Origin of the sequence: Nitrosopumilus piranensis (assembly GCF_000875775.1) — an archaeon.
In the GTDB taxonomy this organism is placed as follows: Archaea; Thermoproteota; Nitrososphaeria; order Nitrososphaerales; family Nitrosopumilaceae; genus Nitrosopumilus; species Nitrosopumilus piranensis.
In genome coordinates, this window is record NZ_CP010868.1 from 446,474 (window position 1) to 465,469 (window position 18,996).

An 18,996-nucleotide genomic window follows, 5' to 3' on the forward strand; every position below is an offset into this window, starting at 1 on the left:
AATCATAGGTCACGACAGTCATTCACTATGAAGGGTATAGTCGGGTTATTCTTAGTATTGGCAGTTTTAGTAATGGTTCCTGCTATAGAGTATGCATTTGCTGCAGGTGATGAACCAGGTGAATATCTTGATCGCAGAGTGATTATTTGGAATTTATTCTTTAGAATGATGACTATTGCATTTGTAGTTGGTGCCGTTGTTTCAGGTACTATTATTTGGCAAGTTTGGAGATTCAGAGAATCCCATCCAAAAGCAAAACCAACTCCATATGAGGGGACTGACTGGTAGAAATGGGTGGACATTCTAACTGGCCTGAATGGATTTACGTTGGAGTAGTTATAGCTCTAATGTGTTGGGTAGGTGCAGAAGCTTGGGAAGCTGAAAGACTTGTAGAGCATGTACCAGAAGGTGCTGAAATTATCAAAGTCACAGGACAACAATGGTTCTGGACTTTTGAACATGAAGATGGAACAAAAGAAATTGGTGAACTACATGTAGAAAAAGGCAAAGCCTACAAATTTGAAATTCATTCCAAAGATGTTAATCACTCATTTAACATTCACGATTATGTTGTTTTGATGGATGCAATTCCTGGTAGAGTAAATACCGTATGGTTTGCACCTACTGATGTTGGTGAACATGATATTCAATGCAGAGAATATTGTGGATTGATTCACTATAACATGCGTGGAACATTAATTGTGGAGGAGCCAAAATCTTGATAACGCTTTTATCCATATCACTGGAGGGAATTAACACATGGTTCTAGAATTACAAAAACCACGCCCAATTTGGCAAATTATGTTCTCAACACACCACACTGATGTTGGTTTACTTTATCTTATCATGTCATTAGGGTTCTTATTTTTGGGTGGTGCATTAGCACTTGCAATCAGAGCTGAATTGTTCTTGCCTGGTGCACAAATTATTGGCGATGCAATGACCTTTAACAGAATTTTCACAGTTCACGGAACCACATTGATCTTCTTGTTTATCATTCCATTTGCATCAGCTGTTGGTAACTACTTTGTTCCAATTATGGTTAGATACAAAGACATGGCATATCCAAAACTCAACGCAATAGCATTTTGGATGATTCCTCCTTCTGGAGCCCTTATTTGGTTGGGATTTGCAGACTTTACTTGGTATGCTACACCTCCTTACTCTATTATCAGTGCCCCAGGACCAGCTGCTGACATGTGGATATTTGGACTAAAGATTTTAGGCATATCTTCTGTTCTTGGTTCAATTAATTTTGTTGTTACAATTCTCAAATGTAAACATCCAGACATGTCAATTGGTCAAGTCCCACTATTGGCATGGTCATTCTTGTCATCTTCATTGATTATTCTTGTTGCAATCCCAACATTTGCAGCAGCATTGTTGATGCTTTTGACTGACAGACTTGGTGTTACTGGATTCTTTAATCCTGCAATGGGTGGGGATCCAATTGCATACGCACACTTGTTCTGGTTTACATTCCATCCTGAAGTGTATGTTCTTGTCATTCCAGCTATTGGTATGATGTATGAGATTATTCCAAGATTCTCAAGAAAACCAATCTATAGTTTTAACTCTGGTATCTTTGCATTCGTGTTATTATCCATTGTAGGATTCTCATCATGGGCACACCACATGTATGCAACCGGAATGTCATTTACTGAAAAGACTGTATTTATGGTTGGAACACTTGCAGCAGTTCCAGCATCTGCAATGCACGTCTATAATTTCATTGCAACAATGTGGAATGGCAGAATCAAGTTTTCAACTCCTATGATGTGGGCAGTTGGTGGAATTGCATTATTCTTCTCTGCAGGTGCAGGTGGTGTTGCAAATGCTGCTATGCCATTAGACTTTACAACTCATGATACTTACTGGGTAGTTGGACACTTCCATCTCTTTGTGATGGGAACCATTGCATTTGGTTCAATTGGTTATCTTTACTACATGTATCCATATGTCACAGGAAGAATGTATAATGAAACAATGGGTAAGATTCACTTTATCATGTCCTTCATAGGAACTGTTTTGGTATTCTTTACTCAACACGTACTTGGGTTATACGGAATGCCAAGAAGAATCTTTGACTACCCCCCAATCCCAGAATGGATTGCAATGAACCAAATTGCATCAGTTGGTGCAATGATTATTGGGGTCAGTATGGTGATATTTTTGATAAACATGATTTACAGCGCCGGAAAGGGAGAGCCTGCAAACACAGAGGATCCATTTGGTGTTGGAGGTAAATACTACTATCCATTTGAGGCAAAGAACCCATCCCATTAGGAGATAAATGAAATGAGTCACGATACACAAACAGTTTACAGAACAACTCCAGCAAGAACTGGAAAAATGATGGCAATAATGCTAGGAATCTGTATTGTTGGTGGTGCCATCTTCTTTTCACTTTGGGATTATTGGATTTCAGAACCTGCACCAGTTGTTGCAATGATGGCAGGTGAAGCAGATCATGCTGCACCAGTAGCTGCAACAGGCAAGACAATTACATCTGATCTTTCGTTTGTTGAATCATCTGACTTTAGGACTTTGGCATTTAATGCATTACCCGGGGAACCTGATAACAATCCAACAATCAACATGAATGTTGGTGATAAAGTAATCTTTAACGTAGTTAATGATGGAGTTTCCTTCCACGCATTTGGTGTTACAAAAGACACTGAAGGATTTGGTGGAATTATCCCAGGCTCTGAAATTGCATCACCATCAAATCCACTAAAGGCAGGTGAAAGTGGAACTTCAGAATTTGTTGCAGGTGAAGAAGGTACATACTATTACATCTGTACTGTTCCTGGTCATAGGGAACAAGGAATGGTTGGTGAAATCATAGTTGGACCTGCTCAAGGTGGTAGTAGTTCTGGTGTTGCAGCAGCTCCAACAGGAGTTTCTCATGACTTTACTTTGGACTTTGTAGAATCTGATGATTTTAGAACATTAGCATTTAATGCATTACCAGGAGAAGATGGTAACAATCCTGAAATTCGTGTAAACTCTGGTGATGAGGTTACCATTACATCTGCAAATAATGGAAAATCATTTCATGCATTTGGAGTAGTTGCAAACCCTGAAGACTTTAACAATATACTTTGGAATTCTGAAATTGCAGCAGCATCCAACCCTCTAAAACCTGGTGAAAGTGGAAGTACTACTTTTACTGCTGGTGCACCTGGTACATACTATTACATCTGTACAGTTCCTGGACATGCATTACAAGGCATGGTAGGTAACTTCATAGTAGAATAATTTTGGCAATTCAATATCTTGCATTAGCAACAATGATAGTTTTGTATTCACTAATGTTTCTAGGTGGATATATCTCAGCTGCCGGACTAGGTCTTACATGTCCTGAATGGCCATTATGTCCAAATGGTATAATGCCATCTGAAGAATATCTTATTGAGTGGATTCATAGATTAGCAGCAGCTACTACTGGTACTTTGGTTATTGCAACTATGGTTGCAAGCTTTATCAACAAAAAGGCTGATAGAAAAATCAAAATTACAAGTTCCCTTGCAACAGTATTTGTTATTACACAAATTACTCTAGGTGCCTTGGTAATTGATTTAAAACTACATGCAGTTCTAGTCGCAATTCATTTAGGAATTGGCATATTGCTCTTCTCAATGGTATTGCTAACTACATTATTTGCATTTAGAATCTCACGAATTCCATTAGAATCTAGGGTTTAGATTTTCCAAAAATTTTTGGCACATAGATATACAAGACTACACCTGTAAGTGACAAAGCTCCTACAGTAATTGCTGCAAAGAAAATATACCCAAATGGGCTTTGAGTCCCCATGTTGAACTTGTAGGTAATAACCTCTGGATTATTTGGCATATCATACAAGTATAATTCCACAATATGATTTCCTGAATTTCTCCAAACATAATCAAAATCCCAATGTGATCCCTCTATTGACTTGGGAGGTATGGCATCCACTTGTTTTTCATTATAAAATATCTTAATTCCCATAGTAAATCTGTCGACTTCTTCGTAATCAAATCCCTCAGTTACTCTGATCATAAATTGAGATGGCTCATTAATTTGTGGAAATTCAGGAGCTGTTGCTACTTGAACTCTATACCCTGAATCAAACTTTTCAGCAGAGTTAAACATTGAATGAGCATAAACATCATTTGCTCCAATTATTGAAAACAATACCAAAACTGAGAAAATGACAGATCGCTTTTTTTCCATTTAGAGTATACTAGAATTAGATGAATATATTGTAACTAGATTATTTCAGAAAATCTTCAAAACCTTTAAATCCTTATTGGCAAGACATTGAATCGTTGACCCTCGTAACAAAATCAATCGATATTAAGACACCTGTTGAGAATGTCTTTACTTACTTTGCAAGACCAGAACATGTTTCTGATCAAATCAAGACTGATGCTGTAGGAATGACTGTTGTTCCTATGGATATTAAGGAAGGCATGGGTGTAGGTACAACCTTTAGAATTATCGGTGACTTTAGCGGTAAACGTTTAGAGTGGGATTGTGAGACAACTGAATTTGTTAGAAATGAGAAAATAACTGCAAAACAAATTGAAGGTCCATTTAAGAAATGGCAAATTACTAATGAATTCAAATCATTAGGAAATAACCTCACAAGAGTTACAATGTCAGTAGATTATGAAATGCCATTTGGTCCTCTAGGAGCAATTATGGACAAAGCAAAATTTGCAAAATCTGCTGAGAGAGGAATGGAAACTGCTCTTTACAACGTTAGAGGTTTGTTAGAAGGAAATGGTTCAATTCCAGTTTACATCACACTAGAAGCATACCAAAAACTTCTTACCGAAAAGAAAAAGATGAATGATGTTCCAGTTTCAACTGCACTAACTGCAATCATTGAAAAATACAATGAAATTGAAGCCAAAGCATAAAACATAATTTTCCTTTATTTTACAATCTTAAGATTAATAACAACTCTGGGCTTAGTATATTTGGTGGGTCTATGGCGCAGCCAGGTAGCGCACAGGACTCTTAATCCTGCTGTCGTGGGTTCGAATCCCTCTAGACCCGCTTATAATGTTCCGCGTTTTATGGATTGGTGATATTGTGATTTGAGAATCATCATTTACTTTCAAAACTGAATTTCTTGATCAATTAAAAAAACATCAAAATGAATTATAATTGTGTAAGAATGGGGATGGAAATTTTGCACTTAAGAATGGAACATTAAATCATGAGGGTTTGTCTTTTGATGCAATAACTGGATTAGAATACATTATGGAAAATGAATCTGTTGCATTCAAAACTTTTTGAAAAATTTTGGAAATTATATGGGACGAGTTAGAACAAGGAATATCTAGTCCAGACAACATGGAGATATTTTACTCCAGATTGTATGAACCAATTAAAAATGTGATCTCAAATTCGGGACTAATTGGAATATGAAAGTCCGTAAACCTCATTCAAAGCAGAAAAATTACCATTTTCTGGTGTAAAATACATGATATACAACAAAGACACTGGAACTGGAATTATTGGTGTTTTGTTTATCTGATGGCTGGTTGGCTTATAGGACGTCAACAAGGATCTGAATGGTTAGAGTTAATTGGATTAGGTTCTCTTCTTGTAGGATTAATAATTGAAATAAAACTCTAGATCGTTTTCAATATAGTTTAGCTATAATTTAATCAAGATTAGGTATACGTTCATCATAACCAAAAAGACAAGTTGTCAAATTAAAAATTAAATGAGATTAGAACCAATTTTTCTAGAGCATAATCTATTCATAATTTAGGAAAATAATAAAAACTACCTGACATCAGACTATCTGTGGCACTAAAGTATATCAAAAAGCAAAAATCCTACGTATATCAACAGTCTGCTGGAAACGCAAAGCACAGGATGCTGATTTACGGTGATGCAGTTGATGTCACAGACACCAAGAAAAATGGCAGAACCAAGGTAAAGTATGGAGTTATTCCAGCCAAGAAAGGTTGGGTTCGAACTCCTGATCTGGTATCAAAAGGATTCTTGGAGATTTATTTTCTTGATGTAATAATTGCAGGAGGAATTGGATTTGTAACATATCGTTCACAGGATTTCAAGAAACTCTACAAAGGAGACAAGTCAAAAGATTGACTATTTCTTTAGATGTTATACTGTATATTTTGCTTGCAGCAGGATTAGGTTTTGGAATTGGATTCTTTTCAGTAAAGTTCAATCACTTGCTTGTGATCCTTACAGGAAAGCTTGTATCATCAGGTCATGCCCAAAGAAGATACATTGTAATTGGTATTGTCTCTACAGTTATTGTCTTCTTTTCTTACGTGTATCTTGTACCAACATTTGATCTTGCACATGGAATTGTTATAGCAGTAGTCTATGTAATATTGTTTACAATAGGAGTGCTAGCTGCAGAAGCAAGATTCTCACAAGCATGTGATATCTTGCATATGATAATCAGTGCAATGTACACCAATACAAAAGGCGGAAACACTGCAACTGATGATGCATTTGAGATATCAAAAAAGATGTTGAATCACATACAGCCAGCAAACAAAGAAGCACTGTTACTGCTTACTTTCTTTTTTGACAGCAGGTTTGCGGTATTTTTTATCAGTACGTTTATAACAAAAAAATTTGTTGCAAAAAGATTCGTTGACATTACGCCAGAACAACAAGATGAATACATTACGTCTTGGCATAATACGTTTGGTTTGACTCTGGGAATAAAGGCACTAAAATCAATTGTCAGTTTTGCCTATTTTACAAGCCATCACTCTTGGGATGATATTGGTTACAACGGAGGCGTACTAAAGAGGAGTTATCTGAATTGACTGAACTTGACATTAAAACAAAATATCACGAACCTGTATTAAGAGAAAATATTGATGTGTGCATCATAGGAAGTGGTGCTGGGGGCTCTGCAGTAGCTCACACACTAACTAACAAAGGGAAATCTGTGGTGATACTGGAGGCAGGAAATTACTATCCTGAAGAATATGTCACAGCCCAAAGCAGAGAAGACGTTCTTTTGAATTTGTGGAAGAATCATGGGGTTTTTCTTGCAAATGACTTTTCGCTAAATGTATCCCAAGGTCAATGTGTTGGTGGCTCTACCATGATTAATTATGGAATATGCTTTAGGATTCCTCCACGCGTATTGCAAAAATGGCGAGACGACTATGGAATTACGCTTTCTGATGAAGAGATCAACCAAGCATATGAAAAAGTAGAAGACGTTTATGGAGTAACTGGAATTCAGCAAGAGGGACGATCACATACTGTACTGCAAGATGGATGCAATGACTTGCAATACTCTCATGGATGGATGCAAAAGGCATTGCGTGGAGACAAGAAACAAAATGCACTGATAACTTTTCTTGAGCATTCCAAAAAGGATAAACTGGAAATCTTTGCAAACTGCAAAGCAGAATCTGTAACTAAAGACGGTGATAAGATAATTTCAGTCAAGGGAGTTGCAACTGATCCGGATACTAAAATAAAACACAACGTTGAAGTCTTTGCTGAGAAGATTGTACTTGCAGCAGGACCCATTGCATCATCAGAATTCCTGTTAAAAAATAATCTATCAAATGGTAACAAAAAAGTAGGTGAGCGATGCAGTCTGCATCCGTCATCGTCTGTTGTTGCAGAGTTCCCCTTTCAAATCAATGGTCAGGATTCTAGTGTAATGGCATACTATTGTGATGAATTCAGCATAATGCAAAAACCAAACTTTGGGTTCATAATAGAGTCAATCTTTGTTGCACCATCACAATTCTCACTAATCATGCCATCATTTGGAATGGAGAATCTAAGACATGTTAAGAACTATCATAAAGTTGCAATGGCAGGCGTTCTAGTCCATGATGATTCTGTTGGAAAAATCAAACTAAACAAAAACAAGGATGCAACATTAGACTATACTTTGAACAAGGATGATCAAGAAAAGATGGTCAAAGGGTTGCGGGAGGCTGTCAGAATCTATCTTCGCGCAGGCGCAAACAAAGTCATTACAGGACATATTAATGAGACCATAATAGAATGCGAAGACGAAATAGAGTCAAAAATTCCTGATGATTCAGCAGGTCAGGCAAAACTGTTAGTGCTTTCTGCCCATCCGCAGGGTGGAAACATTATGGGCGAGAATGAAAAAGAGTCAGTCGTAAATTCTTACTGCAAATCACACGAGATTGATAATCTGTATGTATGTGATGCAAGTGTCTTTCCGACATCTGTTGGAGTTAACCCACAACTTACAGTATTGATGCTTGCAACTGTTGCATCTGAGAATATGTATTGAAGATGACCGAGTCTGGCTTTGATTCTGGGATATGGTTCTCATACAAACAAAAAGAGTATGTTGCCAAAAAGGTTCCAAAGATATTCAAGTGGACTGAAAAAATAATCTCGCCCAAGGTACTGTTTGACTGGTCAGAGACATCAAAACAATGGGACTGGAAGAACTGCCATTTCTCAATAATTGGAAACGACGAGGATAGTACAAGAGTCGCAGTCCGGAGGCAAAAGGTTCTGCAAAGAACAGACGCTCTTTCTGGAAACAAAATATCGCTGATGATGGGAATTGATGTTACTGGAGCCAAAAAGCCAGAGTTTGAAAAATACCACGAACCGAAAAAAAACCCACAAAAAGATCTTACGCAAAAAATCAACAGATGGGCAATTCGCCTGACAAACAAGAACGATGGCGACCCTGATACATTCATTACCGATGCATGCATCTGGATGGAGGCTGATGATCATGACACAGCTCCTGATGCTCTATCTGAAATTTTTGAAAAGATTCAAAAAACAATCGGAACCGGTTCAGAATCCAATGTCTTTGATGTGCAGACTACACACGATGAACATGTGTTTCCTGTAATATATCAGCCAAGAGTTGATACGCTTGACAACTACATTCGTGCAATATTCTGGGATATGCAAGAAGACAAGATTGAGATTTCAATCGTGTTCAATGACGAGCAACTAAGCAGGGCTTGGTTCTTGGATGTTGCATATAGGTTGTTTAGAAAAAGAAAGTATGGGAGAATTCGTGATCTGGAATCATTTCAAATCATGTTGTCTAGCAGTGTGCCTACACAACTAAAGTTTCCAGACATTTACAGTAACAATGACACCCTCAAGGACGATTCCACGCACGGAGATTCCACAAAATGGTGCAAAAAGGCACCTCCTCATGACATCAAGTACTTTTATGACGATGAGCACCATCCTGTCGTCTTTGTAAATACCTCAAATCATGCAATGGCAGAACATGACACAAACCCGCAGTTCTGGAAGTGGGAGTATGTGGGATGGGAGAAAGATACACCTCTTGTCATTGGCGGTGGAACGAGGGATGCAGTAGATGACATGCTAAAGGAACAGGCAATAAAAGAAAAGTACTGTTAACCAAATGAGGATTTTGAACATATAATATAACATATTTGTTATAGAAATACCAAAATTAATGTCTCAAGAAGCTAAACTTCAAACTTCTTAATCTAGATCTTTCTTAACAAGACAAATCGCTTTTTTTCAGGTTCAATATCCTCATGCATATCAACATCACTTACGATTCGTACCTTGTAATTCATCCAACGCTTTACCATATTACGAGATTTTTGATTTTCATCGATCTCTTTTTCAACATCACTAAATGTCTCACAATTCATAATGTATTTTCCAGTAACTCTGTACATCTCTGCAATTCCTTTCTCTAGTGTATCATCATCTAGATAATTCAATAATCCATGGGTAAATACAAAATCTATAGATGAATCTTCAAATGGTAAATCTGTAATGATTCCTTTTTTAAAATTGGCCACTGGTAATTTTTCTTTTGCAATATCTAATGCATATTCATTAGGATCCGCCCCGTAAATTTGAAAAGTCTCTGGAAACAATCTTAAATCTATTCCAGTTCCGCACCCTACCTCTAAAACACTTGTACAACGTAATGATATTGCAAGATCTTTTGTGAATTTAGCAAATTCTTCATTATACCTTACCTCATTTTCATCTGCATATTTTTTCCAAAAATTTTCGTCGTAATTCATAAGATTTTTTGAGATATAGCTGTATTTGATACTAATTGTTAGTGAGTGCATTTGCATGGAATTAGTTTTGTATCAAATGTACAGTCATGAGGACCATCTGACTTTCCTTGCATTGGGATATTTTTCATACAATCTTCATGACGACCTTTTCTGCAAAACCAACAAATTTCTTGCGTACCTCCTGTAGCACATGAATCCATAATATCTATGCTTTTTTGTGGGTAAAAAACCTCGTGGAAATTAGATATACGTCAACCAAGGCAAGAATCTTTCATCTTTACCCATAACTACATCGGTAAATGATTTTTGCAATGCTCTTGTAATGTGTCCCATTTTACCATTGCCAATTTTTACTTTATCAATTTGTGTTACAGACTTTACTTCCGCAGCAGTGCCTGTCATAAATATTTCATCAGCAGTATAGAGATCATCTCTTTCTAGATCTCGCTCAATTACGAATCCCCCATTTTCTTCAATAATTTGTATTACACTGTCTCTTGTAATTCCCTCTAACCCTCCAGCAGATAGTGGTGGAGTTTGGATAATGTCATCTTTTACAACAAAGATATTTTCTGCACTGCCCTCCGCAATTTTTCCGTGGTTATTTAGCATAATTGCCTCATCATATCCATTTTCTAATGCTTCCATTCTTGCTAATGCAGCATTTGCATAATTTGATGCTGCTTTTGCTTGCATTGGTTGGGATCTAGAATCAATTTTTATCCAACTTGATACCTTGCATTTTGCTCCTGAGAATTTTCCAGCTTTTGATTCACCCATCTTCCATTCCCAACATGCAATAGAAGCATCTACTTTATTTTGTGTTGGAGTTAAACCCATAGTTCCATAGCCATAATATGCTAGTGGTCTGATGTAACACTCTTTGAGTTTACTTGCTTTTACTGTTTTAATTATCCCATCAGAAATCTCTTTCTTTGAAAACTGCATTTTCATTGAATACAATTTTGCTGATTTGAAGAATCTATCTACATGTTCTGGTAGTCTAAAAATGGCAGAACCATTTGGTGTGTTATAACATCTGATCCCCTCAAAAATTGATGTAGAATAGTGTAATGCATGAGTTAGAACATGAACTTTGGCATCCTTAAATGGTACTAATTTTCCATTCATCCATATTTTTCCAACTTCCTTCATAGGAGAGGAAAAAAACTATGCTAATTTAAAGAATTATTTTTTGATACTATTTTTCGCATTAGAAACTACATATCTGACTAACTTGAAATTGTGGTATGGAATGGACTTTGGGATACATAGCAATTACTCTGCTTATCATAGGATTAATTGGTCAGGCATTTGAAATGAGAAAAATCCGTCAAACCACATACCGAGATGAACAATTAGGCTCACCAACAATTTTCACAAATAAGAAAAACTTCAAGTGGTATGGAATTCTTGGAATTGGAATAATTCTATGGTATTTTGCTGAGCGTATGTAATTTAATCTATATAGATCAGCTCTAAATACTAGAAAATACAACATATAGTATCGCGTGTTTAGGGTAACGCCGGACTGAATCTAGATAATGGTCCAAGAACAAACCCTCGATGGCGCTACTGGTGTAAAAACCGTACGCCAAACTTACACTAAATAAAATTAATTTCTGAAATCTCTTGATGTATTGCGCTTATTGCTTTTCTAATATTGTCTTTAGCATCTTCTACAACAATAATTATTCGTGAAGTTTCTTCTTGTGCATCCATGTTCAAAATATTTAATCCTGTTTCACCAATCTTTGCACTTGTTCTAGATGCTACTTGTTGAACACGCCACATCTCATCCCCAATTAGTGTGATAACTCCTCTATTGTATGTTATTGTTGCAAGAGAATCAAATCCAAGTAAATATTTTTCATTTCTCTTTACATAATCTCCATCTAAAAATAATATTCTTGAAAATTCTATTCCATCTTTTGTAAATGGAGACAAAATAACGAATTCACTGTAGCGCTTATCCTTATCTAGTGATGTCAACAATTTTTGTATCGATGCAGTCTCAATTCTAAAAATTGCACAGTTTTCTTTTCCTGTAACAATTTTGATAGGATGCCCTTTTTGCTCATCTAGTATTCTCTTTATTGTAGTGACTTTGTTTGGATGATTCATGTTAGTAACCGTTATTGGCATATCTACACCATTTTCAACAATTTCTTTGATTGCTATTGGATCTAAAATCTTCATTCCAAACATTCCTGCAAGTCTTGCTTCATTGTATGATAATTGATGAACTTCTCTTAGGCCCGACTCTATAATTTTTGGATCAGCTGATACTACAGCACTATCTTTTTCAAAATCTATGCTTGTATCATATTTTTTATGAAATAAAATTCCTATATCTGCAGCAGTACGATCAGAACCTCCACGCTCATAAGTGGTGGTGACACCATCTACCGTTTTCCCAATAAATCCTCCTATGGTTACTACTTCATTTTGTTCAACTAGTTCACCAGTTTTTTCCATTTTTGTACGTGATTCTGAAGTAAGAAAATTTGTTGATTCAATATTATTATCTGTGATGATAGGCCAATCTTCAAAATCTACAGTTTCAGCATTGATCCCATTACTTCTTAGGATGTAATTCATTACATGAGACATCAAAATCTCACCTGAGAAAGCCAAAGCACATGAACGCACCTCATCAACGAATTCTTTGCTCTCAAGTGCCTCATCTAATGCTTTTTGGGCTTTTTTTAAATTCAAATTAATTACATCTTTACATTTTTCTTTGTTTTCTGAATTTACTAATTCTAAAATTTTTTGATATGTTGTTCTGATAATTTCTAATGACGGTGTAGTGCCATTTGCGGCATTTCGTCCTTGCTCTAATATTACATCTGTAAGAGAACGTTTTTTCCCATTGTCCATTGTTAGTGGGGCTGAAAAAACTGCAATTACTTTGGAATCTTTTTTCAAATCAACAATCCTTTGAATTATTTTTGGAATATACTCTCCATCTGGGCCTATTGCACTTCCCCCGAACTTTGATACTACTAATTTTGTCATAGCACTTTATCAAAAATCAATAGTTATCTATTAAGCTTTGAATGATTTTTGCAGCCTTTCTTGCACCCTCAGTATTGATCTGTTTTCTTTTTTCCTCTAATTTCTCCAAAATTAGTTTGTCCAGTCTTTTAATATCCTCAAAAGTAAAACCTTGCTCTCTGGCATTATCTTCTTGCTCAAAATGACCTTTGATTGGAATGAATATTGCTGGCGTGCCATAGGCATTAGCCTCATCAATTGTTGATTTTCCTGCAAGTGAAATTAAAACATCAGCTGCGTAAATTATCTCATGTAAATTATCTACGAATCCTAAATTTCTTATGTTTTCATAATTTTTGTTAACAGATGGACCAGAGACTAGCACAACTTCTATATCGAAATTGATTTTTGTAATGGCTTCTAATGTCTTTTCAATTAAAAATAATCCTGCGTCAGTTCCTCCAATAGAAATTACAATGGTTTTTTTATCAAAAGAAAATTTTTCTCTTAATTGTTCTCTAGTGTGATTTGTTTTCCTTACTATTGGTCCCACTCTTTGTATGTTATCTTTAGAATCCCCAATTTCAGGAAGAATCACAATTTCACATTTTTTTATAATTTCTTGCATTGATTTGTTCATCTTTTTTTCAATCAATGACGCCAAACCTTTTGTAAAATGTGTCTCTAAAATGTCTGTTATTAGAATAGTTGGAATTTTCATTTCTTGAGCTATTGACAATGATGCAAAATCCTCATCGCTGATTACCAATTTTGGATTATCTTTTTGTAAAATTTTTTCTGAGATACTTTTACAATCTTTATAATATTTGTAGTAGTTCCAAAGCCATTTTGCAGGATTTTTTAATGTTCCATTTTCAACAATAAACGAAGGTGGTTTGTAGACATCTTCTACTTGAATATCTAATTTTTTTAGAATTTTGGCTGCTCCGCTACCTGTAACAAAATTTGTTGTAATGTTTTGGAAATTATTTTCAATTGCAATATCTCTTGTAACATGACCCAATCCTATTGGACTAGAAAAAAAATCTACAAGAACCATGGAATTACTATTTTTTTATCAAATTTCTAGATTCTGACCTTTCTCAAAGTTTAAATGGTTTTTAACTACGTTGGTTTCTGGGCTCATAGTCCAGGTCGGTTATGACGTCGCCCTTACACGGCGAAGATCCGGGGTTCAAATCCCCGTGGGCCCATTGAACTTCTTATGATATAATTTTTGATGGATTTTATCACTTTACCAAATTCACTATCTTGCAATGCATTACAAGATTATTGTTGTATGTTTGTAGTGTATACTCTGACTCTCAAAGAATGATTTCTACGTAATTCTTTAAGTACATCAATTATTTCAAAATTCAAGAACATGAAAAATAAAACAATGAACAAAAACACACCCATTTTTCTTCTGGTGGCATTATCTTTGATGTTTAGTTTCCCTGTTGCATTTGCAGATAGCGATGAACGTGAAGTGGAAATCGAGATTGAAGATGGTGTATCAGAAATTAAGATAGAATGGGATGATGACGAATATGAGTTTAAGCTTGCAACATCTGATATTGATGAAATACTTGACATAACTAGTCTTAGAACAGGAATTCCTGTAGATTCTCTAAGAGATATAATGAAACTTGAGGTAAAAGACAATGACGATCATGACGATGAACGTGATGAGAGAGACGAAGAAGACGATGATAGAGATGAACATGACGATTCAAATGATAGTGATGTTGGCACTTTGGAGAAAGAACTACGTGTATCTACACTAGGAGATTCATCTGAAGTAAAAATGGAGGTTGAATTTGTCACTGACACTGTTGATTCAGATGTAATAATTGATGAAATTTTAGAAAATTTCTTAGTTACTCAAGAAGAAGCCGAAGATCTCCTAAAGATTCAGACTGAAGACGATGAATTAGAAGAAAAATTCAAAGTTGAAATTGATTCTAGAGGTGGTATTTCTGAAGTTGAAGTGGAATTACGTTATGTTTTAGATTCTACTGACAGAAACGAAATTATTACATCAATTATTACACAAAGCCAACTTGATAGAGATCTTATCTTAGATGCTATTGATTCTCAAAATGATTCAGATGATTCTGATTCTTTTGAAGATAATTCTGATGTAATAACTGATCAAACCTTTGATGATTCTGAACTTGTAGATCTTAGAGCAGAAAATCGTGCATTACAAGAAGAAAATCAAATACTTCGTGAGGAAGTCAATGATCTAAGAGAAGAACTTGCAAACCTTAACCAAGTCTTGATGGAACAGATTCGTGTAATTATGGACACACTTGCAGCCCTTAGACCATAATCTTTCTTTTTTATTTTTCATGCATATCTGCGTCTATTTTCATCCCCAAAATGGTAGGTGAATCCTCGTGGATTCATTGACAAATGATAAACAATTTTTATTCAATTTCTATATCCCTTGGTTTTTCTTTTTGCACGTAGGTGTGTTCTACAACATGGGCACTAAACTCCCTCAAATTCTAGATATGCATCACAATTTGTGCATCTCTTAACGCCTTGACTGTACCTTCTACTCTCAGAACGATACCTTTCACAAATTCCTCTGCACGCCATTATGGAATCAATAATCCTTTACATTTTGGACATTTGTCTTTGTTTTTTGTAAAATAGTGTATTGTGAAAACCCCTCTACACACACTACAAATTTTCAGAGATGATTGCCTATTCATTTTTCAAATTTGGGTTTTTTGTAAATGATATTGACGGCTCAAACTCTTTGATGGTGATTGTGATATCTTTTATCATGCTTTGATAAAACGTGACTATGTGTCCATTTTCTGCAAAATCTGGTTTTTCTAAAATCAATGAGCAGTCTTTGAGGCTTTGGATTCTTTTGTAGGCTGAACTTAGGGGAATCTTCAACTCTTTTGCTATCTCTTGTATTCTTTTTGGTTTTTTAATAATTGAAAATAATATGTGTCTTGATTCCAAGTTTATCAATTCATTGAAAATTTTATGTGAAATATCATATTTTTTTACTAATAATGGTCTTAGCTTTTTTACCACAGGAGATTTTGAATTTTTAGATGATATAAAAAAACTAGACACTCTCAAAATCTATAATATGATTATAAAATGAAACTTGATTCTAACAAAGAAAACATTAACACGGTTTATTCGAAGTTATGCCAATAGCAATTTCCATGTGGATGAACTTGTATTGTGTTAATGCTTTCTTTGGTTCAAACCTTGCTTGCAAAAAAGTATCAGGGTAAGAAAACATGGTTTGCACATATCTTGATACAAAGTAATTGTAATAAAATATATGTGATTATTTTCTTATTTTATTCTAGAGTTTTAACATACCAAATTGTATTATGCCATTACAACCATCTCTATCTTTAATTTCTAATTTACAGAAAACATATCATGTCTGATCAACTAAAACCATGGGTTATAGTTAGCTCAATTAGTAATGATGCTTCAGAACAAGATATTGACAGGATTCGACCCCAAATCATATCCATAGTTGATAACTTGCAATCCTCCAATGGAACAATGTGGTCTGGTTCTTTTAATAATCAGCCAAGTAGTTTCTTATTTTTTAGTGATAAAAATGAAAGATGAATTATGTAGAATTTGTGGTTGTAAAACAGATGATCATACAAAATGCAAAAAATGTAGTTTGGTAATATCTACTATCTGTAGATGTTGCGAAAAAATAAACTCCACACAAACACATCTTCATTAGAAAAAAATTCAATAATTTTCAAACAAAATTAAACTTGTTTTCAAAACTTGGAATATGATTATGAAATATTTTCTTTTTTCATACTTTCATAAATTTTATGCCTGAGCTTTATTAATTGGATAAATCATCCAATGATTTAAGTATCTCAATCTTTCTTTATCTCCTATTGTCCCAATCAAAAGAAATTACAATATCAAAATCTAATATTCCAGTTTTTGCAATTGCATTGTTATCTGTTGTTTTTGTAGTTGGTTTGTTTGTTGTAGGTTATGATCAAGGACATATTTTCAGTATTATACTAGGTGATCAAGCTTATGAAGATCTTTACATTCATGAATTAACACATGACATGCGACATGCAGCAGGATTCCCATGCCATTAGGTGATTATGATATGAAAACTCTGATCTTTTTTGCAATTGTCTTGGTTTCTGGTGCACTAGCTGGAACAATTCATGGTGCTGCAAATCTTGCAATAGTCGAACCATATCTTGATGAAGCAATTGGAATTGAAAATCAAAATCTCTTTGCATCAGGTGAAGAAGAAGATACTCCACAGTTTTGGGTAGAATACAACAGTTATCGTGATTGGCAAAAAGGTGGTCAGGTATTAGCTGGTACTATATTGGGTACATCAATTGGTGCCTTGTTTGGAATTGTGTATACTCTATCTAGAAATTCATTACCAGGAAAAAATGATCTAAGAAAGACATTTGTTTTAGCTGGCATTATGTGGTTAACCATTTACTTTATTCCCTTTTTGAAATACCCTGCAAATCCTCCAACAGTAGGAGATGGTGAGACTGTTGTATTACGAGCAATCTTGTATCTATCATTTATTGCAATATCTGGATTTGGTGTAGTTGGATTCTATCAACTCTACAAGAAACTAAAATCAAACACCAAAGTTTTGGCATTTGCAGGTTATGCCATATTCATTGGAATTGTATTTGCATTAATGCCTCCAAATCCTGATGAGATCACTGCTCCAATGGATTTGGTAAATGGATTTAGAGCAATGTCTGTAGTTGCAGTTAGTGTATTTTGGGTGTCCGTAGCCGTGATTTTAGGCATGTTTTGGCACAAATTTAGGCCTGATGTCCAAAAACCTGTAATTCAGAATTAAATTTGTCCCGAATAATAAAAAAAGTTTGGTGTTGTAAAACTTTGTACATAGATTTAGATCGAGCTAATAAAGTTGCCTTCAGCTAACTTTATTATGGGCTATGGATTATCTCTAAATGAATTCAAATTGAATACGGCTATAATTCCCATTATTGCGATCATTGCTGTAATTACGGGAATAGGAATAGGTATGGCTCTTACTAGCACATCTGAATCACAAATACAAGAAATACCTGAACAGTCTCTTGAAAAATTAGTTGTTGCCGTTGTACCTCAAGGAGATATCAAAAAGTTTGAAGCTCAAGAAAAGATGTTAGAGGATTATTTTGTAGACAAGATTGGAATGCAAGTTGAAATATTTTACCCAATTGATGATACAACAACTTTGGCCTCCATAAAATCTGGAACTACACATGTTGCATTTATGAGCAGTAGACCTGCACTTTTAGCAAATGAACAAAACGGTGGAAATGTCTTGGCATTTATGGCAGACCTTAAACCATTCAAAACAGAATCTGGTAATGAGATACTTGGAACATCTTACATGAGTCAATACTGGACCTTAAAGGAACGAAACGACATCAACACTTTACAAGACATGCGTGGCAAGTCAGCAGCGTTTTCAGGTCCATTATCTACTGGAGGATATTTGTTTCCCGTTGCAGAATTAGTTCACCAAAATTTGTTGCCATCAGGCGATGATCCAAAAGGTTTCTTTAGCAACATATTGTTTAGTGGGGGATATCATCAATCATTGATTGCGTTACTTAATGGTGAAGTAGATGTTGCAGCAGGAGATGATTGGGCTGTATTTACATTTCTTACCCCTGAAGAACAATCAAGAATCAAAGTAATCAAAGACTTTGGTCCTGTTCCAACACATAGTGCAGTGTATAATGCAGACTTGGTAGATCCTGAAACAATTGCCAAGTTTGAAAAAGCAATGATTGATCTAAAAAACGAAAAACCAGAATTGATGGACAAGACATTGTTTGGCTCAACACAGTATGTGCCTGTAAATCACTATGAACACTTACAGACATTAATTGATGCACTAGACCTGACAAAGATTCCTCATATCTAG

The 18,996-nt window shown here is 35.3% G+C and carries 25 protein-coding genes and 2 tRNA genes; 20 read left to right on the forward strand and 7 right to left on the reverse strand.

Annotated features, from left to right (window positions below; all coding sequences use genetic code 11):
• Nucleotides 1–27: 27 nt before the first annotated feature.
• The 5 genes from NPIRD3C_RS02585 to NPIRD3C_RS02605 are packed head-to-tail and all read left to right on the forward strand — an operon-like array spanning nt 28 to nt 3,707.
• Complete coding sequence (locus NPIRD3C_RS02585) at nt 28–288, forward strand: cytochrome c oxidase subunit II (RefSeq protein WP_148702711.1); 261 nt, start codon at nt 28–30, stop codon at nt 286–288.
• A 2-nt stretch (nt 289–290) separates the two neighbouring features.
• Nucleotides 291–722, forward strand: a complete 432-nt coding sequence (locus NPIRD3C_RS02590; RefSeq protein WP_148702712.1) for a cupredoxin domain-containing protein — start codon at nt 291–293, stop codon at nt 720–722.
• A gap of 37 nt (nt 723–759) precedes the next feature.
• Nucleotides 760–2,286: a cytochrome c oxidase subunit I gene (locus NPIRD3C_RS02595; RefSeq protein ID WP_148702713.1), complete on the forward strand. Its 1,527-nt coding sequence runs from the start codon at nt 760–762 to the stop codon at nt 2,284–2,286.
• Between the two features lie 12 nt (nt 2,287–2,298).
• Nucleotides 2,299–3,261 (forward strand): plastocyanin/azurin family copper-binding protein, encoded by a 963-nt coding sequence (locus NPIRD3C_RS02600; protein WP_148702714.1) that lies wholly within the window; start codon nt 2,299–2,301, stop codon nt 3,259–3,261.
• Nucleotides 3,262–3,263: 2 nt separating this feature from the next.
• A complete protein-coding gene (locus NPIRD3C_RS02605) occupies nt 3,264–3,707 on the forward strand; it encodes a COX15/CtaA family protein (protein ID WP_148702715.1) in 444 nt (147 codons plus the stop codon).
• Here the strand turns inward: NPIRD3C_RS02605 and NPIRD3C_RS02610 are convergent.
• On the reverse strand, nt 3,697–4,218 hold the full coding sequence (locus NPIRD3C_RS02610) for a hypothetical protein (RefSeq protein ID WP_148702716.1): 522 nt from the start codon (nt 4,216–4,218) through the stop codon (nt 3,697–3,699). The two genes, NPIRD3C_RS02605 and NPIRD3C_RS02610, sit on opposite strands and share 11 nt — an antisense overlap.
• Before the next feature lie 95 nt (nt 4,219–4,313).
• Here NPIRD3C_RS02610 and NPIRD3C_RS02615 point away from each other — a divergent pair, with 95 nt between their 5' ends.
• From NPIRD3C_RS02615 to NPIRD3C_RS02640, 8 genes are all read left to right on the forward strand, one after another.
• A complete protein-coding gene (locus NPIRD3C_RS02615) occupies nt 4,314–4,910 on the forward strand; it encodes an SRPBCC family protein (protein ID WP_148702717.1) in 597 nt (198 codons plus the stop codon).
• Nucleotides 4,911–4,975: 65 nt separating this feature from the next.
• A tRNA-Lys gene (locus tag NPIRD3C_RS02620) sits at nt 4,976–5,049 on the forward strand.
• Between the two features lie 111 nt (nt 5,050–5,160).
• Complete coding sequence (locus tag NPIRD3C_RS10945) at nt 5,161–5,292, forward strand: hypothetical protein (RefSeq protein WP_257720264.1); 132 nt, start codon at nt 5,161–5,163, stop codon at nt 5,290–5,292.
• Between the two features lie 6 nt (nt 5,293–5,298).
• Entirely contained in the window at nt 5,299–5,424 is a 126-nt protein-coding gene (locus tag NPIRD3C_RS10950; protein WP_257720265.1) for a hypothetical protein, read from the forward strand.
• Between the two features lie 384 nt (nt 5,425–5,808).
• Nucleotides 5,809–6,117, forward strand: coding sequence for a hypothetical protein (locus NPIRD3C_RS02625; protein WP_148702718.1), 309 nt, complete (start codon nt 5,809–5,811; stop codon nt 6,115–6,117).
• Nucleotides 6,114–6,815 (forward strand): hypothetical protein, encoded by a 702-nt coding sequence (locus NPIRD3C_RS02630; protein ID WP_148702719.1) that lies wholly within the window; start codon nt 6,114–6,116, stop codon nt 6,813–6,815. Before NPIRD3C_RS02625 ends, NPIRD3C_RS02630 begins: the two co-directional genes overlap by 4 nt.
• Complete coding sequence (locus tag NPIRD3C_RS02635) at nt 6,812–8,284, forward strand: GMC oxidoreductase (RefSeq protein ID WP_148702720.1); 1,473 nt, start codon at nt 6,812–6,814, stop codon at nt 8,282–8,284. Before NPIRD3C_RS02630 ends, NPIRD3C_RS02635 begins: the two co-directional genes overlap by 4 nt.
• A gap of 2 nt (nt 8,285–8,286) precedes the next feature.
• Nucleotides 8,287–9,396, forward strand: a complete 1,110-nt coding sequence (locus NPIRD3C_RS02640; protein WP_148702721.1) for a hypothetical protein — start codon at nt 8,287–8,289, stop codon at nt 9,394–9,396.
• Between the two features lie 92 nt (nt 9,397–9,488).
• On the opposite strand, the gene NPIRD3C_RS02645 is transcribed toward NPIRD3C_RS02640, so the two are convergent.
• The 3 genes from NPIRD3C_RS02645 to NPIRD3C_RS02650 are packed head-to-tail and all read right to left on the reverse strand — an operon-like array spanning nt 9,489 to nt 11,198.
• Complete coding sequence (locus tag NPIRD3C_RS02645; protein WP_148702722.1) at nt 9,489–10,043, reverse strand: class I SAM-dependent methyltransferase; 555 nt, start codon at nt 10,041–10,043, stop codon at nt 9,489–9,491.
• 38 nt (nt 10,044–10,081) lie between these two features.
• Nucleotides 10,082–10,243, reverse strand: coding sequence for a hypothetical protein (locus NPIRD3C_RS10585; protein WP_192827861.1), 162 nt, complete (start codon nt 10,241–10,243; stop codon nt 10,082–10,084).
• Between the two features lie 40 nt (nt 10,244–10,283).
• Complete coding sequence (locus NPIRD3C_RS02650; RefSeq protein WP_148702723.1) at nt 10,284–11,198, reverse strand: branched-chain amino acid transaminase; 915 nt, start codon at nt 11,196–11,198, stop codon at nt 10,284–10,286.
• A 95-nt stretch (nt 11,199–11,293) separates the two neighbouring features.
• On the opposite strand from NPIRD3C_RS02650, the gene NPIRD3C_RS02655 reads away from it, so the two are divergent.
• The gene (locus tag NPIRD3C_RS02655; RefSeq protein ID WP_148702724.1) at nt 11,294–11,500 is read left to right on the forward strand and encodes a hypothetical protein; all 207 of its coding nucleotides are present in this window, start codon (nt 11,294–11,296) and stop codon (nt 11,498–11,500) included.
• Between the two features lie 148 nt (nt 11,501–11,648).
• Here the strand turns inward: NPIRD3C_RS02655 and NPIRD3C_RS02660 are convergent, their stop codons facing one another.
• Nucleotides 11,649–13,064, reverse strand: coding sequence for an amino acid kinase family protein (locus NPIRD3C_RS02660; protein WP_148702725.1), 1,416 nt, complete (start codon nt 13,062–13,064; stop codon nt 11,649–11,651).
• Between the two features lie 16 nt (nt 13,065–13,080).
• The gene (locus NPIRD3C_RS02665; protein WP_148702726.1) at nt 13,081–14,103 is read right to left on the reverse strand and encodes a glycosyltransferase; all 1,023 of its coding nucleotides are present in this window, start codon (nt 14,101–14,103) and stop codon (nt 13,081–13,083) included.
• A gap of 79 nt (nt 14,104–14,182) precedes the next feature.
• On the opposite strand from NPIRD3C_RS02665, the gene NPIRD3C_RS02670 reads away from it, so the two are divergent.
• Nucleotides 14,183–14,257 (forward strand) — tRNA-Val (locus tag NPIRD3C_RS02670).
• 227 nt (nt 14,258–14,484) lie between these two features.
• The gene (locus NPIRD3C_RS02675) at nt 14,485–15,378 is read left to right on the forward strand and encodes a hypothetical protein (RefSeq protein WP_148702727.1); all 894 of its coding nucleotides are present in this window, start codon (nt 14,485–14,487) and stop codon (nt 15,376–15,378) included.
• Between the two features lie 380 nt (nt 15,379–15,758).
• On the opposite strand, the gene NPIRD3C_RS02680 is transcribed toward NPIRD3C_RS02675, so the two are convergent.
• A complete protein-coding gene (locus NPIRD3C_RS02680) occupies nt 15,759–16,103 on the reverse strand; it encodes a winged helix-turn-helix domain-containing protein (RefSeq protein WP_148702728.1) in 345 nt (114 codons plus the stop codon).
• A 363-nt stretch (nt 16,104–16,466) separates the two neighbouring features.
• On the opposite strand from NPIRD3C_RS02680, the gene NPIRD3C_RS02685 reads away from it, so the two are divergent.
• The 4 genes from NPIRD3C_RS02685 (at nt 16,467) to NPIRD3C_RS02700 (ending at nt 18,996) form a co-directional block, all read left to right on the forward strand.
• Entirely contained in the window at nt 16,467–16,664 is a 198-nt protein-coding gene (locus NPIRD3C_RS02685) for a hypothetical protein (RefSeq protein WP_148702729.1), read from the forward strand.
• A 290-nt stretch (nt 16,665–16,954) separates the two neighbouring features.
• Nucleotides 16,955–17,170 carry a CbtB domain-containing protein gene (locus tag NPIRD3C_RS02690; protein ID WP_148702730.1) on the forward strand — a complete coding sequence of 72 codons (216 nt, stop codon included), beginning with the start codon at nt 16,955–16,957 and terminating at the stop codon, nt 17,168–17,170.
• A gap of 11 nt (nt 17,171–17,181) precedes the next feature.
• The gene (locus NPIRD3C_RS02695) at nt 17,182–17,913 is read left to right on the forward strand and encodes a CbtA family protein (protein ID WP_148702731.1); all 732 of its coding nucleotides are present in this window, start codon (nt 17,182–17,184) and stop codon (nt 17,911–17,913) included.
• Between the two features lie 93 nt (nt 17,914–18,006).
• The gene (locus tag NPIRD3C_RS02700; RefSeq protein WP_148702732.1) at nt 18,007–18,996 is read left to right on the forward strand and encodes a PhnD/SsuA/transferrin family substrate-binding protein; all 990 of its coding nucleotides are present in this window, start codon (nt 18,007–18,009) and stop codon (nt 18,994–18,996) included.